This window comes from Stenotrophomonas sp. GD03819 (genome assembly GCF_029841665.1).
Classification (GTDB): domain Bacteria; phylum Pseudomonadota; class Gammaproteobacteria; order Xanthomonadales; family Xanthomonadaceae; genus Stenotrophomonas; species Stenotrophomonas geniculata.
In genome coordinates this window covers 129,927-145,226 of sequence record NZ_JAOCEW010000006.1, presented here as the reverse complement: position 1 = coordinate 145,226, position 15,300 = coordinate 129,927, and the positions used below count along the sequence as shown (strand labels likewise).

The following is a 15,300-nucleotide window of genomic DNA, read 5'->3' as shown; positions in this document are numbered from 1 at the left end:
CATCCGGTCGGGTGTTGATGTTCAGCGGGTTGGACTGGCTTTCCAGCTGGATGCCCTTGTTCATGCGCATCGGGGCGGTCTTGGTGTAGTACGGCAGGCCGATACCGCGCACCGTCTCCAGGTAGTCCGCCGGCGCGAAGCGGGTCAGGAACATGTCGGGCACACCCAGCGGGAACGCGATCGCTTCACCGTCGGCCAGGGCCAGGTCACCGCCGGTGTTGCCCTGCAGCTCTTCGAAGGTGATATCGCCGAACACGAAGCCCTTGCGGACGTCATCGCGCAGCGCTGCACCGTCCTGCCAGCGCTCGTAGGCCTTCTGCACTTCCGGGTGGTCGGTCAGGGCATCGAAGAAGCCGGCGCTGCAGAACACGTGGATGCCGGTGTACGGGATGCCGCCCAGCTTGGCCTCGATCGCGCGCTTGATGGCGATGCACTTGGCGCGGACCTTGGTGTCGTCCTTGTTCAGCTCCATGCCGATGACGACCTGCTTGACCCCGAACTCCTCGTAGAAGTCGATGATCACCGAGCCGTCGGCATCGAGCAGCTTGCCCTGCAGCGCGCCCATGCGGTGGTACTCGATGGTGAAGTCCAGGTCGCGCTTGTGCACCACCTGCAACGCGTTGACCACGGCGGCAACGTTGTTGCCTTCCGGGTCGGCCGGGTCATAGACACCCAGCAGCTGGTCAGCCATGACCGTGGAGTTCTGCGGCAGGTGAGTGGTTTCCAGCAGCTTCACCTTACCGCGCTCCAGGCCCTTGGGCTGGCCGGGCGCACCACGCGGGACATTCGGGACCAGCACCAGCTTGGTGCCGTTGATACCCACCTTGACGATGGTGGTGCCGACCAGGCCCTGCTCCTGGAACAGGCGCATGTCGGCCAGCCGGGTGGAGATGCGCGGCAGGTTGTTGATATAGGCGTTCAGGGCATCGAAGCTCAGCACGCCAAGCGCCAGAAGAATCTGCAGATCCATGGTGATTTCTCTCTCGGAATGGGATACGAAAAGGCCCCGCCGAAGCAGGGCCAAGGGTCAACGGGTGGAAGGGGCGATGCTCGGCGGTCAGCCGCCGCCGGCTGCGGTGATGGTGATGGTGTCGGTGGTCGCCTCGTCCAGATCGGCGGCGGTCACCTTGAGGGTGTAGTCGCCGGCGGCGCTCAGCGTCGCGGCATCCCAGGTGATGACGCCACCCACGGCGGCCTTCGCGCCGCCGCCGGTCAGATTGCCGGTGCCAGTGGCCTTGGCCAGGGTGGCGCTGACGGTACTGCCGGTGACCAGAGCACCGAAGACGTCCTTGACGTGCGCCACGACCGGGCCCAGCGCCTCACCTGCAGTACCGGTCACCGGCACGGACACGAACTCCAGGTGATCGGCCGCGTTCGATGCGATCGGCTGCTGCGTCCAGCGGGTGATGATGCCGGACTCGGCCAGGCTCAGCGCGGCCAGCAGCTTCTGGTCAGCGGTGACGCCGCTGGCCCAGCCCAGCTTCTCGCCGAACACTTCGGCATCGCGCGCGATCGCCGCGCCCTTGACGGCCAGCGCCGCGGAATCGGTGCCGGTGTCGATCGGGCCATACAGCACCTTCACCGCGTCGGTGCCGTTGGCAGCGACGGTGTTGTCTGCCTTGAGCAGGGTGCCGGCGGACAGCATGCCCTGCCCGGCCGGCAGACGGATCAGTTCGCGGCTGCGCTCGCCGCCCGCTTCGGACAGCAGGAATTCGCCGGTACGGGTGCCGGCCAGGGAGATTTCCATCGTCAGTTACCTCGTTGCTTGTAGATGTGAGTGGGATTCAGCTTCGCCTTGTTGTCGGCGGTGCGTTGTTCGGCCGTGGAGACCGGGTGTGCGGTGACGACCTGGGTGCTGCGGCCTTCCTCCGCCTTCATCGACAGCAGCTGTGCACGCACCGTGTCGAGGTCGGTGCTCTTCTCGATGAAGCTGGCGGCGAGGGTGTCATCGCCACGCAGTGCCGCAGCACAGGCGTCCTGCACTGCGGTCGCGTACTCGATGGCGCTGGCCGCCGGTTCGCCCTCCTGCAGGGGGCGGCGCAGCAGGGCCAGCGCGAGCGCCGGCGGCAGCTCACTGTTTGCAACCGCAGCTGCCAACGCAGCGGCCGGGTTCTCCACCACGGCTGCAGGCGGTGCGGCTGAGGCCTCGGGCACCGGCGGCGCTACCGCCGCCTCCGGCTCGTCGTCCGGATCAGGGTTGCCCGGCGCGGGCGGCGGCGCCGATTCGGCCGCGCCGAGGTGCGCGATCAGGTCGTGCCAGGTGCCGAGCCGGGTAGCGAAGCCGACTGCCACGGCGGCCTGGCCGCGATAGCAGGCTGCCTCGGTAGCACGCACGGCTTCCGCATCCATGCCGAGGTTGCGCGCCACGGTGTCGACGAGCATCGTGCGCATGTCCTCCAGATCAGCCATGGCCTCGGCATGCGCTTCTTCGCTGAGCGGGAAGTTCGGGTTGAAGTCGACCTTGCGGGCGCCGGCGAACAGCGGGGTCACCTTCAGGCCGATCTGAGCGTTGTTGCCGCTCCAGTCGTGGTGGTAGCAAACCACGCCTACCGACCCGACGCCGCCGGTGCGGCTGATCCAGATCTCGTCGCAGGCCGAAGCGAGGGCGAAGCCGGCGGAGTACGCATGGTCATCGACCAGCGCATACACCGGCTTCCGGCCACGCGCCTCGAAGATGTGGTCGACCAGGTCGAAGCAGCCAGAAGCCATACCGCCGGGCGTATCCAGCCGCAGGATGATCGACGTCACCGCATCGTCGTTCAGCAGTTCGTCGAAGGTGTCGCGTACCGCGGCATAGCTCACCGGCCCCGAACCACTGGGGCCGGGCATCGGCCGGTTCACCATCCCACCGGACAGGTTGATCACACCGATCAGGCTCTGTGCCACGCCCACCGGCTGTCCGTGGGGGCCGGACACTTCGAAGCGGTCGGCCTTCAGCACGCTGTCGTCACTGGTGACCTTCCCTTCCAGATAGCCGCCCACCAGCGCTTCGCCAATGGCCGGCTGCACCAGCAGGGGCTGATTGAGGACCGCGGCAGCGAGCGAGGCCACCACGGGCGCACGGCTGCCGCGACCCAGCATTCGGGCCAACAGGCCAGGCTTACTCGTCATCGTCATTCCTTTCATCGTCGTTGGCGCCAGGGGCGCCGGGTTCGTCGTCCTGCCGGGAACCGGAGGCGTTCGTTCGCCTCGGGTCGCTGTCGTAGCGAAGCCCGGCCGCGTCTGCGCGCTCGTTGTCCTGCGCCTGCTCGGCATCCACCTGTTCGGGATCCTCGCCGGCGCTCAGCACCACCTTGCTGCGCGACTTGAAGCCTGCCCGCACCGCCTTGAGTTCGGAGGTCACGTCCTGCACCGGGTGGCTCCAGGGCCAGCCCTCGGGCACCCACAGGGTTTCGGTCACGTCATCACGCAGGGCCGCATAGCGCGGCACCTTCAGCAGACCCGACAGCACCGCCTGGTCCATGAAGGCGTCGCGGACCCGCTGACAGAACATGGGGATCATGAAGAGCCACTGGTCCTGCTCGATCACCCGGCGGAACTCGTTGAGGATCAGCCGCAGCGCGCGGTCGGATACGTTGCGCAGGTCACCGGTCAGCACTTCATAGGGCACGTCCTGACTGGCACAGATCGCCAGCAGGTGGCCGCGCAGGAACTCGGCATAGTCCGAGCCGGCGCTGGGCGGTGCGGCAAAGGTGACCTTGCGGCCCGGCGGCAGCTCCTGCAGTGTCCCGGGCTCGAGCCCACCGAGGGCAGTACCGTCTGCATCCTCACCGGTGATCAGGTCGCCGATGGCCTCGCCGTCTTCCCCTTCCGCGTTTGCCTCGGTGGTGATGAAGCCTGCGAACAGGTTGGCCAGCGCCTGCCGTTCCAGCACCGCATCATCGAGGCGGTCCAGGTTGAACATGCGCAGCAGCGCCGGAGCGGAGCCCGGCACACCCCGCATCGCGCCAGCACGGTTCGGCCGGTACAGGTGCAGCACCTGGTCCGCCGGCACGCGCACCAGCTCGTTGCCGTTGACGGTCAGCTGCAGGTCGCCGGGGTGCTCCCGGTACATCCAGTAGGCCACGCGGCGGCCGATGCTATCGACCTCGATGCCCTGCCGGATCACGTTCCCGTTGCTGGCCACGCCGTTGTAGTGCTGCGGGCACTGCTCCGATTCGATCAGCTGTACCTGCAGCGGCACAGGCAAGCCGTCCTCGGGCCGCCGGTACCGGATGCGGGCGAACACCTCGCCGGCCTCCTTCCACTCGCGCCAGGCCAGCGCCTGCAGGCCTTCCCACCCCAGAACGCCATCGGCATCCGCGTACTTGCCCCAGCGCGTCCACAGCTTGGTGACCTTCTTCTTGTGCTCCTTCGTGCCCCAGAGGGGCTTTGCCTGGATGCCGGTGGCGATGCCGTTGGACACGCTCTTGTTGAGCGCGCTGACCATCCACGGATCATTCCGGGCCAGGTGCCGGGCCCGTGCCAGCAGCGTCGGCAGGCCCAACAACGATGCGTTGGGCCCGAGCGATGTCGGCCGGAAGGTGCGAAGGCGGCGGCCGTTGCCGGCGGCGCGGTAGCTGTTCTCGGAGGTATCAGACATTGCCGGTCCCCGATTGGTAGAGGCGCACGATGCGTCGGCGCCGCGGTCCACCTGCGGCCTGGCTCAGCTCATCGCGCATCTGCTTCAGCAAACCGCGCATCTCCTTCAGGCTCTGGTAGGTCACGGTGCGGTCGGCATAGCGGACGCTCAGCACGCCGGCCGCAATCGCGGCCTCCAGTTGCTCGATTTGAATCTTGGTGAATGCCATTTCAGCGTCCCAGGTACTTGCTTCTGATGACGCGGCGGGTGCGCGCACGCGGCATTGGCGCCGGCGCGACGTCGTCTGCCCTCACGTCTGGGTTGTCGTCCCACGGCGCGGCCCATGCCGGCGGCGTGGTCCAGTTGATGGCCGGAACCTTCAACCACAGCGCCATGCCCTCGGCATAGCCGCACAGGTCGAACGCCTCATTGCGTCGCTTCGCCAGGTTCTCCCAACCCCTTGCAGTGCGCGACTCCGCCGTCAGCTCGGCGTAGAACGCCTCTGGCAGCCAGTCGGGGAAGTGGTAGTAGCCCGGTCCGGGCTCGGCCCGCTTCACGTTGGCGTCTACGGTGTCCTTCAGCCGGTCCACGTTGAGCAGCAGCTGCGGCACATCACCCTTCGACCCTGATTTGCGGTCCCGGCGCTTGCTGCTGTCGGGGAAGGTCTCGCGGAACAGGCCGCCCTCGCGGCGCGCATCACCTTTGATCAGCCTGACCCGAGCGTGCAGCTTCCGGGCCTTGAGCGAGCGCCAGAACTCCAGCGCGCGCACCGAGGTGCCCGACTTGCCGCCCCAGTCGATGCCGACGGCGTGGACCGGCATGCTACGGCCGGTGCCATCGTCCAGCGGGTAGCGACGGCTGATGACCTTCTCAACTAGGCGTTCCCAGTCCTCCAAGTACTTCGGCGGGTCCAGCGGCAGGAAGCCGCCTGATCCGTCCTCGCGCTTGGAGGTGCGCAGGGTGAAGGAATCCACCACCCAGCGCTCCAGCTGACCGGAATCGCCAATACCGAAGCCCAGCACCAGCACGACGAAGCGGTTGGCCTGAACGTCGACCTCACCCAGCAGGAAGCGCACGCCGGCGGGAACAGCACCAGCGGGCCAGACTTCGGCGCGCTCCTGCATCTCGTTCGGGTCACTGGCCGAGCGGGCAGCCATCGGCACGTAGTTGATCGCGCCGTCCACGTTGTGCGTGGTCTTCAGCGGACGCTCTTCGCCGGTCGTGGCGAAGGTTCGCAGGGCCTGGAGGTATCGCTCGATCAGCGATTCCCAGGACTGGTAGGACGCCGCCACACCGCCAAGCCAGTAGCTGGCGATGCGTGCCTCCGGCCTCTCACCGGTGACCGTTCCGTCGGCGTGCACGACCTGGCCCTCCGCAGCCCACACACCGCTGCGGTTCATCCCGTCCTTCCACCGGTGCTTCAGGCCCACACCGCAGTGCGGACAGTGCAGCAGCGAGTAGTGCCGCGCCATCTTCTGCACGTCGTCCAGAACCACCCGCTCGAGCAGTTCCTCCATCGGCGGCAACGCGAATCCGTCATAGCCTGGCGCTGCCTGAAACCGCTCCCCGCACTCCGGGCAGGGCCAGTACCAGCGGCGACGGTCACCACGCGCATATAGCGCGGCGATGCCTGCGGCCGGTGGGCCTTGGTGCGGGTGCAGCGGCTTCCAGGCGCCGTCGGCGTAGTCGGTTGCCGGGCTCGATTCGGCCACCACCATGCCGGCGGACATGTAGGTCTGCGTGCGCTTCAGGCCCAGGCCGAAGCACTCATCGATCGTCAGGTCGCCGGTGTAGTTGTCCACGTCCGTCATCAGGACGTCGTGGATGTCCTTGCCGGACAGCACCGATACCGACGGCCAGCCCATGCGCAACGACATTCCCGACCGGAAGAACTTCAGCAGGATGTTGTCGTCGTGGGCTCGCGGGCTCAGCCGGGAGCGTAGCTCCGGGCTGGCGGCAATGCTGCGGGCGATACGGGTCTTGCTGTAGTCCTCGGCCGCATCCTTGGACATCTGCACAACCATGGCGTCGGCCGGGTTGCAGGTGATCAGGTAGGCCAGGCGCGCATCGATCAGCGAGATGGTCTTGCCGGACCGCGCCGGCCCTACGAACACCACTGCCTCGTAATGGCGGCTGCCGGTCGTATCCAGCGGCTCGACCATGTAGGGCGTCGTGTCCGGATCCCAGGAGCCGGCCGCGCCGGCGGCATTGGCCACCTGCAGCACCCGCGCGCCCTCGCTCACCCTGATGCGGCGCGGCGGCCGGATCATCTCGGCAACGCCTTGGCGCACGCTACGCGCTGTCGCGTACGTCGTCATCGGTGATGCCCTCGTACATGGATTGCCGGACGCGATCGCACTCGTCCTGGACCTTCACCACCTGCTCTGGCGTGAGCCCTGCCTTGCGCTCGAGCACATCAGGCAGCGTGTCGAAGAACTGCACGACCTTCTTCACCAGCTCGGCGTAGTCGGCCTCGACCTCTGCCGCTGGCACCAGCTGCCCGATGGTCGACTCGACCTTCAGGCGCTCGTTCTCCGACTGGTAGTAGGCGCGGCGCTCCATCGGCGGCAGGTCGCGCGGATCGACCACGCCCTCCGCTCCGAACGCCGCGGCGCCCGGATTCACCAGCGCCGGTGCTGCGTCGGCCAGCCGATAGACGTCGTGCCCGGCGCGCTTGGTCAGCGGCGGTACTCCGGCCTCCTTCAGCCGCTTACTGGCGGTTCGGCGGTCTATCCCGAACTCATCCGCCAGCCTGGCCACGGACCAGCCCTTGGTGAATTCGTGGATGTCAGCCATGTCCTACCCGATGCACAGCCTATTCAGGCATGAAAATGCGGTTTCTCCCGGCAAAAACCGCCAAAAGTGCGGCCTGTGGTGGAGCACCCTAGAGGCCGAAATACTGTCTTTTACCGGGGTCCGAATTCCCCCCGGTAGCTGTGGATAAGCCCAGGGGCCCCGCCCTGTGGAACATGTGTCGTGAAACTTCGCTCAGTCCCTGCTGTCCGTTGTCGATGCAGGCTTTCCTTGCACCTGGCCGATGGCATCGAGCTGGGCCTCGTACTGGTCCAGGCACCGCTTCCGGCCGTTGCTCACCTCGAACACAGCCGAGGGTTTGTCAGCACGGGTCCAGCTGCAGCGCTTAGTCAGCGCGCCGTCGATTGGGACATAGGTGGCCACCGGCACCTCGATGATGTCCGGGGCCGGCGGGTTGGGCTTGGGCTGTGCCGACTGGCATGCCGTCAGCATCAGCGCCACAGCGATCAGAAGGATGCGCATGTCAGTACCCCTTCAATTCCGGGCAGGCAGAGTCGAGCAGCTCGAGTGCTGCCTTGCATGTATCGGGCCGCTGTTCGTATCGACCACGCCATGTGGCGGCGTCCTTCTCGGATGCCTCGACCTTGCCAGCCAAGGCCCGCAGTGCCTCAGCACTCTCCGCACGGAGGGTTTCGAGCTTCTCCGCTTCTTTTCTCAGGACCGCGGCAATCTCGGCAAGGCGCTGATCGCGGCTGGCGACGTCGGCCTGCAGCCGCTCGCTGTCGGCCTTCCAATCCGCACGCACCTTCACCACCTGCGCGCTGAGATCCTTGATCTTCTGCTCTTTCTCGTAGGCCGAAAGGCCAGCGACCAGGCAACCGAACGCCAGCACCCCGCAGCAGACCTTCATCACGCTTCCGGGCTTACGCAACCAGACCAGCACCTCCGCCGCCCAGCCGACCAGCAGGTCCCAGAGGGCCTTGAAGAACCGAATCAGAACGCTCATGGCTTATCGCCTCCGATGGCGCCGGTAGCTCTTTCCACCATGCGCACGTAGCCGGGCAACAGCCGGCGGATCAGGACACCGGACAGGCCGGCCAGCGGCAGCTGCGGGGCGCCGGCCAGTGCCGGCCAGATGGACGCGGCAACTGCGATGACCCATGCGGCCACGATGGCGTAGGCCACCACTGCCACTGCCAGCGCGGCCCAGCGCGCTGCCGTCTGCAGCAATCGGTGGCCGCGCCGGCGGTTGGAATCAGCGGCCACCCGCTCTGCGTCCTTCTCGGGCAGCAACAGAACGCCGATCAGTGCACCAGCCATAGCCACCAGCAGCACGGACTGCGGCACGCCCAGGATGATTCGCTCGGCCTCGCGCAACGCGTCAGCCGTCGCCGGTGCCACCACCGCAGCGGTGAACGTCCCGACGAAGGTTTTCAGGGTGCTCATCGGCTCGGTCACAGCGCCACTGCCCCGCCAGCCTTGCGGTAGGCAGCCAGCAGCTTCTCCAGCGCGTGCTCCGGCTGGCCGTAGCCTGCGCCCGGCAGGCTCGCCCAGATGTTGCGCACGGCCTTGATGGCGTCGGTGATGCGCCCGGCCTGGATCATCGGAAGTGCGCGACGCTCCCGGATCAGCTGGATTGCCCAGAGATCCTGCGACAGCGGCCCGAAGTCCGGCAGCTTCAGCAGCGCGCGGTAGTGGGCATAGTCCTTCAGCATGAACTGGTAGCGGCCCGATGCGTTCGAGGTCAGCCCCTTGCTGTTGATGGCCTTCGACTTCCGTCCTCGGGAGAACGGGTGCACCGAATAGTCGGTGAAGATCTCCGGCACTCGGTCGGCACCGGTCACGATCACGTCGTAACCCTGGTTCTTCGTAGCCGGGCTGGTGCTGGTGCCCTCCGACCAAGCCAGCATGTCCAGAAAGGCGACGACATTGGTGCCGCCTGCCTGTTGAGCGGTGATCTTGGCCATCAGAGGTTCCTGCAGAAGGGTGCCAGCCCCGCTGCCGGCTAGGCGCGAGAGTTGATCCGGACGGGGGATGCGGGCGTAAATTAAGGTGCGGGAATGCACCAGGTTCCTCCCAACAGCAAGGTCAGGAAGAAATGCTGAAAATCTTTGTTGATACGTGCGTATGGCGCCACTGGCTCTCGTGGATAGCAGGTCGAATCAGCGACCTGTCACCCCACTGCGCGGACGCTACCGCATTCGATGACGTTCTCATGGCCGTTAAACGCGGCCACGTGCAGGCCCAGCTTCTGTACGACGAGCGGGTAATGCTTGAGCTCGGGGAGGCGCTTGCTACAGAGGTCCGAAGGCGAACCGAAGGACATTCAGAGCGTGTACCTATTCCCGGCACACGTGCCGATGGCTCTTTCAAAGCCGATGGGAGCATTCTCTACGGAGGCGTTTACGGCGGAAGTCTGGACGTTCTGCTCACGGCGGACGGCGTGGACCATGAACGCCTGGTCCATGAAGCCGCTGAGCGCGCGCGGTCTGCCGGGACGTATCTGTACGACGAAAAGATTCGGCGTAAGGAATTTGATGTGGAACACCTGGAGGCGTCACTCGAAGCCCAGGCCGACTACTTTGTCACTTCCGATGTCAAAACGATCATCCTTCGGCTTCAGCGGCTCTCTGAAAAGTTTCCCGACGATCAGGCACTGCAGGCTGTCACGAGAACCCTGCGCCGACCGACACAGCTGAGAGGGGAACTTGTCTCGGCAGCGACTGGTTTTCAGTCTCGCTGAAACGACGAACCGCAGGTCACTGGACCTCCCGAGTCCAGGCCTGCGGCCGCCACAACCTTTCAGATGCCGACCGCTGCCCTCACAGCTGTCGCGCGCCGCCGCCTCTCACGATAAGCATTCTTGCGATGGGCCTCGATCAGGCGCTTCATGGCGAATACCTTCTCCAGATCCACATCCTCAAGCGCCCAATCCTTGACCCTGGACATGTGGGCCTCGATTGCAACATTAAGCGCCTGCTTGTGCGCCCCGTCAGTCCAATCGAATCGGAACCACTCCCCATTTGAGCCGAACGGCGCCAGTTCAACGTGGAGCTCCTTTTCAATCAGCCTGGCCTGGGCGCGACTCATGCACTTAACCATGCCCGCCTTGACCAACGGGATTGGACATCCCGTCTGGATAGAACCAATCCGTGAGTATGGATCGTCACTGACTCCAATCTTCACGTACATGGGGCCTTGCGCATCGCGGGCCATCAATACGTATACGTAGCATCGTCCAAGGGCCCAACGACCATTGCAGTCGTACACACCGCTATGCACTTTATCGCCCATGGTCCCAATTGGACACGAGTTCTGGTTCCCGATGCAACTGCGGTAAGGTTCCTTACCGCAGTCGGGCGAATGCGGTAAGGTTCGCAGCGACTGCGGTAATCTTCCTTAACGCCATGGACGCCCCAATGACCGATCCCACTATCTTAGTTGTCACGGCAAATGCCTCTGATCATGTAGCCGTGGTTGGTCAAGCCGTGAGTTCATTGGAGCGATCACTTGACGATCTGGCTGTGACCATCGTGATGAACTCTGGAGATAAATACACCTTCAGGTTCAGATCAGTAGAAGAGGCACTAGCCTTTTACGAGAAGCTGATCGAGTTCCTCAGTAATGTTTGTTCGGTTCAAGACGTGTTGAGCATTACCGTAGATGGCTATCCGGAATCAGGCGAGGATGATGTTAATGACCAGGGGGCAGATGGTTCTGCTGATCAGATCCAGCAAGAACCATCTCGCATTTTGATCTGACAGACTGATTGATCCACCGAGGCCGCGAAGCCCCACGCGTACCTGCGTGGGAATTTCAACGATTGAACACCCTCCCGCTGAACTCCTTCCGCCCATCCTCCAGCGCCTGGCGCAGCGTGGCGGCAGCGATCCCGTACACGCGCAGGTAGTCCCCCTTCCGCATCTTGGCCGCCTTGGCAGCATCCTGCGCGGCGATCTTCCCTTCGGGCCACACCAGGTCGTTCACCGCGTCCTGCAGCACCAGCCTCATTCGCCAGCGGTCGGCCGGGTCATCCATTCGCAGCGCTGGCTTTGTGCCGTTGCGTCGCTGCCACTGAATCTGCCGCATCACCCGCCTGGCCAATGAGCGCCCCAGCGACGACAGGGACACGCCCTGCCCGCGCAGCGCCACCGCCATCACCGCCTGTTTGGCCACCGAGTCACGCATCATGCCAACGGCACCGGCGATATCGGCTGAGGTCAGCGGCGGCATGGTTGACCGGCCATCCGATGGCTCGCGGAAGCTCCCGCCTACCAGCATGCGGGCGATCAGCTCGAGCGGATCTCGCTCCAGCTCCGGCTCTGGAACCGGTACTCGGCCATGCACCACCCTGATCGCCGTTGGAGCCGGCATGTAGACCGGTCGGTTCGCCCAGGCCCTGCATGCGCGCTCTTCTGCATCTGCGCCAACATGCAGCTCTCCGCGCGCGGTGCAGCGCGCGCACACCACCTGCGCGGTTCGGCGGCTGCCGGCACTGCCCCGCGCGCGCATGCGCACGTCATCGCTGCCGCAGTTACCACACGGGGTCAGGCCCATCGCGGGCGCGGCCACTGCCGACATCAGGCCACCTCGCAGTTGCTGACCCAGCGGGACCGGCCGTCCAGCCAGACATCCCACAGGCTGCCGTCTACCCGGCACCTGATGGGGCCCTCCTTTCCTTCGAGGTACAGGTGGTGGGTTGCCTCGTCCAGGCTGGGGAAATTGGGAATCATCGGGAGGTCTCCATGGTTGTAACGTTGGTTGTTTCCAGGGCCACGCCCTGCTGTTGAAGGAACTGCTGGGCCAGCGCGCGCAGCTGGTTTTCGCCCACGTCCAGACGCTCTACCAGGTGTTCCCCCGGGCTGCGCACGCCCTCGATCTGCTCGCGCTTCACCCCGAGCACGTCCGACACGATCGGGTCGCTGCCGCTGTCGGAGAGCAGGAAGTACGCCATGACCGGCTCTGCCTGGCCGTCGCGGTGCACGCGGCCGATACACTGCTCGTGGACGCCGGGCGACCAGTCCAGCTCGCCGAACACCACGGTGCTGCACACGTGCTGCAGCCCGTCGATGCCAGCACCAGAGCGGAGGCTGATCAGCATCACTTGGCTGTCCCCGGCGATGAATGCCTTCTTGGCCGCCTGCTTCTGGTTCGGCGACTCGCTGCCGGTGTACATGACCGGGTTGTACGCAGCCAGCTTCTCCTGCCAGATGCTGTAGACCTCCCGGTGCCAGCCGAACAGCAGCACCTTCTGCCCGCTCTCCAGCAGCAGCCTGACGAACTCGGCCACGTAGGGGGCCTTGGCCACGCCCGTCGCCTGACGCAGCAGCCGGTCGAACTCGCCGGCCGCCTGCATCTTCTCGCCGCGGTACTGCTCGTTGGCCCGCAGGATGATCCGCGCCAGCGCTGCGGCGTCGCCGGTGATGGCGTCCAGCGCCTTGGCGTCGGCCTCTACCTCATGCGGGATCTTCGACAGAGCCGGCAGCTCGCGCCCCACTTCTTTGCGGGTGCGCCGCAGCATGATTCCTTCGCGCTGCAGGTACTGGCCGAACTGCTCGGCGTCCTGCAGCTTGGCCTTCTCCCCGGGCGCGGAGATGCACCATTCCCGGAGGAACTCGTCATAGGTGCCCAGGCAGCCCGGCAGCAGCGGGTCAACCACGTGGAAGAACTCGCACCCGTAGTTGTAGATCGGGGTGGCGGTCAGGCCCATGCGCAGCCGTGCCCGGCTGGCCAAGTGCCGGCAGGCGCTGTGGATGCTGCTGTCCGGACTGCGCAGCTGCTGGCATTCCTCGAACACCACGTACTGCGCTATCTCCCCCAGCGTCTCAGCCCAGCCCCGGAGCTTGTGGTAGCTGACCAGGATCACGTCCGGCAGCGTGTCCCACAGATCCTTGATCCGCTGCTTCGGCTGCCGCACGAGCGGGTACGGCGCACCCTTCCTGATGTGGTGCACGCGCAGCTGCGGCGCGAACTCGGCCAGCTTCTCCGGCCAGTGGTTCGGCAGTGCCGCCGGGTACACCACCACCGCCGGAAGGTTGCCCGGCGCGGCCATGGGGCAGATGCCGGTGACCGTCTTGCCAAGGCCAAGATCGTCGGCCAGCAGCAGGCCGCCACGGATGGACAGCTGCGCACCCGCGACGCGCTGGTATTCCCGAGGCGGCTTGGCCAGGGTGAACTCCGGTATCTGCACACGACCGGCCAGAAGCTCGCCCAGACTGCGCTCCATATCCACATGCTCGGCGGCCAGCAGCTGCAGCGCGCGCTCGGTGTCGGCATCCATCGTCAGCGGGTAGCGCTGCGTGAACCACTGCAGCTCCCGGCTGTTCTCTGGCGTGGCCGACAGGTCGATGTGCTCAGCGGCGTGCTGCCGCACGCGGGGAAACACGCGCTTCATGCGCGCGCGCACCTGCGGCTCGCAGATCACCCGCCAGGTGCTGCCGGCGGCGCTGTACAGGAGGGTTCCATAGGTCGCCTGCATCACAGTGCCTGCCTCTTCAGGCGGATGATGTTGAAGGGCTTGCCCTGCCAGGCCGGCCGGGCCACGAGCGGGCGTTCGCCCCAGCGTTCGGTGGTGACCAGCAGCACCCCGCGCACCTGCGGCAGGTTGATGTAGCGCCCGACCTGCCGCAGGGCGTCCGCGAGCGAGCCAGCCACCTTCACCTCGATCACGAGGCCGTCCAGCCAGAAGTCAGCGCGGTTGCTGGCGTCCAACCGGTACTCGCGCACGTGCGCATGGCCTGCGTTGTCCAGGACGGTGGCCAGAACCTCGTGCAGCTGGACCTCCGACCCGTAGCGATACCCAAACCCGGCCAGCAGCCGCCCAATGCCCTTCAGCTGCAGCTGCTCTTCCATGGCGGTGCCCGGCTTCACCGGAGCCACCTCCCGCCGCGTAACGACCGGACCGACCATCACGGCACCTCCGGTCGAGCGCCAATCGCTGCCGATATGGCGAATCCCATATCGCCGAAAGGCATGTGCGCCTCTTCAGCTGCGGCGATCATCTCTTCAGTCGGCTCCGTGGGCACCAGCACGTAGCCCTCGGGCGGCGTGAGCGCGGCCTTGATCGCATCCAGTGATGCGCGGAGAGAGCCACCCTCGATCTTGGTGCAGATGTCGTCCAACCGCTCGGCGGTCAGCTCCATTCCTTGCGCTCGGAACGCTTCGGCGTACAGCTCCCGCGCCCGCTTCTCGATGGCGTCCATCAGGAGGCCTCCGCAGCCAGCTGCAGCGCGGTCGCGGCGTCGGCCTGCGCCCAGGTCATCTGGTCCCGGTCGATGCTCTCCGCCAGCCGCGACAGACCTTTCGCGGTCACCAGCACCTGCTCGTGTACGCGCTCCTGCTCACCGTCGGTGCGCTGTATGCACGCCTTGTGCACCAGCACGCCCTGCTGCAGCCGGTTCTGGTACGCCAGCCAGTTCTTGCTGCCCGCGCGGCGGTAGATCCAGCCGTGCTCGGACAGCCAGGCGAACAGCTGGCGCGGCTGGACCTGCAGCATCTTGGCGACGGTGCTGATGTTGAAGGCACCGTCAGCCTGGGTCAGTCGCAGCAGCGCGCGGACCTGCGGTTCCTGGTACTGCACGCGCGCCTCAAGGATCTCGGCCTTCTCGCTGTAAGACAGCAGCAGCGCGCGCAGCGTCGCCGGATCGGTCAGCGCCTGCATCGGGTCAGGCGCCGCCGCCCCGGCCGTGAGCGCGTCATAGGCGCGGATCACCTGCAGGCTGAAGCTGGGGCTGATCCACATGGCGTAGGCATAGACCAGTTCGCGCACCACGTAGCTGCCGCCGTAGCGGCCTGCCACCGAGTGCACCGGGTAAATCCGGGAATCACCGGAGTTGACCAGCTCGGCCACCAGTTCCTCGGTCTGCTTCAGGCGCTGCCAGTCGCTGGGCTGGTGGCGCTTCGCACCACCGGATGCCTGGTGCAGGTCGTTCAGGCAGAACCTGCCCACGTCGTCGCGGCGCACAGTGACCCCGCCAATCATCATT

19 protein-coding genes are annotated in these 15,300 nt (G+C 65.9%); 2 read left to right on the top strand and 17 right to left on the bottom strand.

Features of this window, described 5'->3' with window-relative positions; genetic code table 11:
- The 11 genes from N5D45_RS05760 to N5D45_RS05710 form a co-directional block, all read right to left on the bottom strand.
- A partial coding sequence (locus N5D45_RS05760; RefSeq protein WP_279938583.1) for a major capsid protein occupies nucleotides 1–970 on the bottom strand: 970 nt, incomplete at its 3' end.
- A gap of 87 nt (nucleotides 971–1,057) precedes the next feature.
- On the bottom strand, nucleotides 1,058–1,747 hold the full coding sequence (locus tag N5D45_RS05755; protein ID WP_279938582.1) for a head decoration protein: 690 nt from the start codon (nucleotides 1,745–1,747) through the stop codon (nucleotides 1,058–1,060).
- A gap of 2 nt (nucleotides 1,748–1,749) precedes the next feature.
- Nucleotides 1,750–3,111, bottom strand: a complete 1,362-nt coding sequence (locus N5D45_RS05750; protein ID WP_279938581.1) for a S49 family peptidase — start codon at nucleotides 3,109–3,111, stop codon at nucleotides 1,750–1,752.
- Nucleotides 3,101–4,582, bottom strand: a complete 1,482-nt coding sequence (locus tag N5D45_RS05745) for a phage portal protein (RefSeq protein ID WP_279938579.1) — start codon at nucleotides 4,580–4,582, stop codon at nucleotides 3,101–3,103. Before N5D45_RS05745 ends, N5D45_RS05750 begins: the two co-directional genes overlap by 11 nt.
- Nucleotides 4,575–4,790, bottom strand: a complete 216-nt coding sequence (locus N5D45_RS05740) for a hypothetical protein (RefSeq protein ID WP_279938578.1) — start codon at nucleotides 4,788–4,790, stop codon at nucleotides 4,575–4,577. The genes N5D45_RS05745 and N5D45_RS05740 overlap by 8 nt, the downstream gene beginning before the upstream one ends.
- Before the next feature lies 1 nt (nucleotide 4,791).
- Nucleotides 4,792–6,831 carry a terminase gpA endonuclease subunit gene (locus N5D45_RS05735; protein ID WP_279938577.1) on the bottom strand — a complete coding sequence of 680 codons (2,040 nt, stop codon included), beginning with the start codon at nucleotides 6,829–6,831 and terminating at the stop codon, nucleotides 4,792–4,794.
- Nucleotides 6,832–6,853: 22 nt separating this feature from the next.
- Nucleotides 6,854–7,357 (bottom strand): DUF1441 family protein, encoded by a 504-nt coding sequence (locus N5D45_RS05730; protein WP_154353393.1) that lies wholly within the window; start codon nucleotides 7,355–7,357, stop codon nucleotides 6,854–6,856.
- 192 nt (nucleotides 7,358–7,549) lie between these two features.
- A complete protein-coding gene (locus N5D45_RS05725; protein WP_279938574.1) occupies nucleotides 7,550–7,837 on the bottom strand; it encodes a hypothetical protein in 288 nt (95 codons plus the stop codon).
- Nucleotide 7,838: 1 nt separating this feature from the next.
- On the bottom strand, nucleotides 7,839–8,321 hold the full coding sequence (locus tag N5D45_RS05720) for a hypothetical protein (RefSeq protein WP_279938573.1): 483 nt from the start codon (nucleotides 8,319–8,321) through the stop codon (nucleotides 7,839–7,841).
- Nucleotides 8,318–8,761 carry a hypothetical protein gene (locus N5D45_RS05715; RefSeq protein ID WP_279938572.1) on the bottom strand — a complete coding sequence of 148 codons (444 nt, stop codon included), beginning with the start codon at nucleotides 8,759–8,761 and terminating at the stop codon, nucleotides 8,318–8,320. Before N5D45_RS05715 ends, N5D45_RS05720 begins: the two co-directional genes overlap by 4 nt.
- Before the next feature lie 8 nt (nucleotides 8,762–8,769).
- The gene (locus N5D45_RS05710; protein WP_279938571.1) at nucleotides 8,770–9,282 is read right to left on the bottom strand and encodes a glycoside hydrolase family 104 protein; all 513 of its coding nucleotides are present in this window, start codon (nucleotides 9,280–9,282) and stop codon (nucleotides 8,770–8,772) included.
- A 131-nt stretch (nucleotides 9,283–9,413) separates the two neighbouring features.
- Here N5D45_RS05710 and N5D45_RS05705 point away from each other — a divergent pair, with 131 nt between their 5' ends.
- Nucleotides 9,414–10,058 carry a hypothetical protein gene (locus tag N5D45_RS05705; protein ID WP_279938569.1) on the top strand — a complete coding sequence of 215 codons (645 nt, stop codon included), beginning with the start codon at nucleotides 9,414–9,416 and terminating at the stop codon, nucleotides 10,056–10,058.
- Between the two features lie 59 nt (nucleotides 10,059–10,117).
- Here N5D45_RS05705 and N5D45_RS05700 read toward each other — a convergent pair whose 3' ends face one another.
- A complete protein-coding gene (locus N5D45_RS05700) occupies nucleotides 10,118–10,609 on the bottom strand; it encodes a GIY-YIG nuclease family protein (protein ID WP_279938568.1) in 492 nt (163 codons plus the stop codon).
- A gap of 125 nt (nucleotides 10,610–10,734) precedes the next feature.
- Here N5D45_RS05700 and N5D45_RS05695 point away from each other — a divergent pair, with 125 nt between their 5' ends.
- Nucleotides 10,735–11,076: a hypothetical protein gene (locus N5D45_RS05695; RefSeq protein WP_279938567.1), complete on the top strand. Its 342-nt coding sequence runs from the start codon at nucleotides 10,735–10,737 to the stop codon at nucleotides 11,074–11,076.
- A 55-nt stretch (nucleotides 11,077–11,131) separates the two neighbouring features.
- Here N5D45_RS05695 and N5D45_RS05690 read toward each other — a convergent pair whose 3' ends face one another.
- The 5 genes from N5D45_RS05690 to N5D45_RS05670 all read right to left on the bottom strand — a co-directional run bounded on the left by N5D45_RS05690 (nucleotide 11,132) and on the right by N5D45_RS05670 (nucleotide 15,299).
- Nucleotides 11,132–11,896, bottom strand: a complete 765-nt coding sequence (locus tag N5D45_RS05690) for a hypothetical protein (protein WP_279938566.1) — start codon at nucleotides 11,894–11,896, stop codon at nucleotides 11,132–11,134.
- A 148-nt stretch (nucleotides 11,897–12,044) separates the two neighbouring features.
- The gene (locus N5D45_RS05685; RefSeq protein WP_279938565.1) at nucleotides 12,045–13,793 is read right to left on the bottom strand and encodes a DEAD/DEAH box helicase; all 1,749 of its coding nucleotides are present in this window, start codon (nucleotides 13,791–13,793) and stop codon (nucleotides 12,045–12,047) included.
- On the bottom strand, nucleotides 13,793–14,224 hold the full coding sequence (locus tag N5D45_RS05680; RefSeq protein ID WP_279938563.1) for a hypothetical protein: 432 nt from the start codon (nucleotides 14,222–14,224) through the stop codon (nucleotides 13,793–13,795). The genes N5D45_RS05685 and N5D45_RS05680 overlap by 1 nt, the downstream gene beginning before the upstream one ends.
- Complete coding sequence (locus N5D45_RS05675) at nucleotides 14,224–14,517, bottom strand: hypothetical protein (protein WP_279938562.1); 294 nt, start codon at nucleotides 14,515–14,517, stop codon at nucleotides 14,224–14,226. Before N5D45_RS05675 ends, N5D45_RS05680 begins: the two co-directional genes overlap by 1 nt.
- Entirely contained in the window at nucleotides 14,517–15,299 is a 783-nt protein-coding gene (locus N5D45_RS05670; protein ID WP_279938587.1) for a phage antirepressor KilAC domain-containing protein, read from the bottom strand. Before N5D45_RS05670 ends, N5D45_RS05675 begins: the two co-directional genes overlap by 1 nt.
- Nucleotide 15,300 lies beyond the last annotated feature (1 nt).

Excerpts from the sequence above, each read along its gene's own strand:
- N5D45_RS05695 (WP_279938567.1), top strand. The coding sequence starts at position 10,735 with ATGACCGATCCCACTATCTTAGTTGTCACGGCAAATGCCTCTGATCAT.
- N5D45_RS05730 (WP_154353393.1), bottom strand. The coding sequence starts at position 7,357 with ATGGCTGACATCCACGAATTCACCAAGGGCTGGTCCGTGGCCAGGCTG.
- N5D45_RS05745 (WP_279938579.1), bottom strand. The coding sequence starts at position 4,582 with ATGTCTGATACCTCCGAGAACAGCTACCGCGCCGCCGGCAACGGCCGC.
- N5D45_RS05735 (WP_279938577.1), bottom strand. The coding sequence starts at position 6,831 with ATGATCCGGCCGCCGCGCCGCATCAGGGTGAGCGAGGGCGCGCGGGTG.
- N5D45_RS05750 (WP_279938581.1), bottom strand. The coding sequence starts at position 3,111 with ATGACGAGTAAGCCTGGCCTGTTGGCCCGAATGCTGGGTCGCGGCAGC.
- N5D45_RS05705 (WP_279938569.1), top strand. The coding sequence starts at position 9,414 with ATGCTGAAAATCTTTGTTGATACGTGCGTATGGCGCCACTGGCTCTCG.
- N5D45_RS05715 (WP_279938572.1), bottom strand. The coding sequence starts at position 8,761 with ATGAGCACCCTGAAAACCTTCGTCGGGACGTTCACCGCTGCGGTGGTG.
- N5D45_RS05725 (WP_279938574.1), bottom strand. The coding sequence starts at position 7,837 with ATGCGCATCCTTCTGATCGCTGTGGCGCTGATGCTGACGGCATGCCAG.
- N5D45_RS05680 (WP_279938563.1), bottom strand. The coding sequence starts at position 14,224 with ATGGTCGGTCCGGTCGTTACGCGGCGGGAGGTGGCTCCGGTGAAGCCG.
- N5D45_RS05700 (WP_279938568.1), bottom strand. The coding sequence starts at position 10,609 with ATGGGCGATAAAGTGCATAGCGGTGTGTACGACTGCAATGGTCGTTGG.
- N5D45_RS05710 (WP_279938571.1), bottom strand. The coding sequence starts at position 9,282 with ATGGCCAAGATCACCGCTCAACAGGCAGGCGGCACCAATGTCGTCGCC.
- N5D45_RS05740 (WP_279938578.1), bottom strand. The coding sequence starts at position 4,790 with ATGGCATTCACCAAGATTCAAATCGAGCAACTGGAGGCCGCGATTGCG.
- N5D45_RS05755 (WP_279938582.1), bottom strand. The coding sequence starts at position 1,747 with ATGGAAATCTCCCTGGCCGGCACCCGTACCGGCGAATTCCTGCTGTCC.
- N5D45_RS05690 (WP_279938566.1), bottom strand. The coding sequence starts at position 11,896 with ATGTCGGCAGTGGCCGCGCCCGCGATGGGCCTGACCCCGTGTGGTAAC.
- N5D45_RS05720 (WP_279938573.1), bottom strand. The coding sequence starts at position 8,321 with ATGAGCGTTCTGATTCGGTTCTTCAAGGCCCTCTGGGACCTGCTGGTC.
- N5D45_RS05685 (WP_279938565.1), bottom strand. The coding sequence starts at position 13,793 with ATGCAGGCGACCTATGGAACCCTCCTGTACAGCGCCGCCGGCAGCACC.
- N5D45_RS05675 (WP_279938562.1), bottom strand. The coding sequence starts at position 14,517 with ATGGACGCCATCGAGAAGCGGGCGCGGGAGCTGTACGCCGAAGCGTTC.
- N5D45_RS05670 (WP_279938587.1), bottom strand. The coding sequence starts at position 15,299 with ATGATGATTGGCGGGGTCACTGTGCGCCGCGACGACGTGGGCAGGTTC.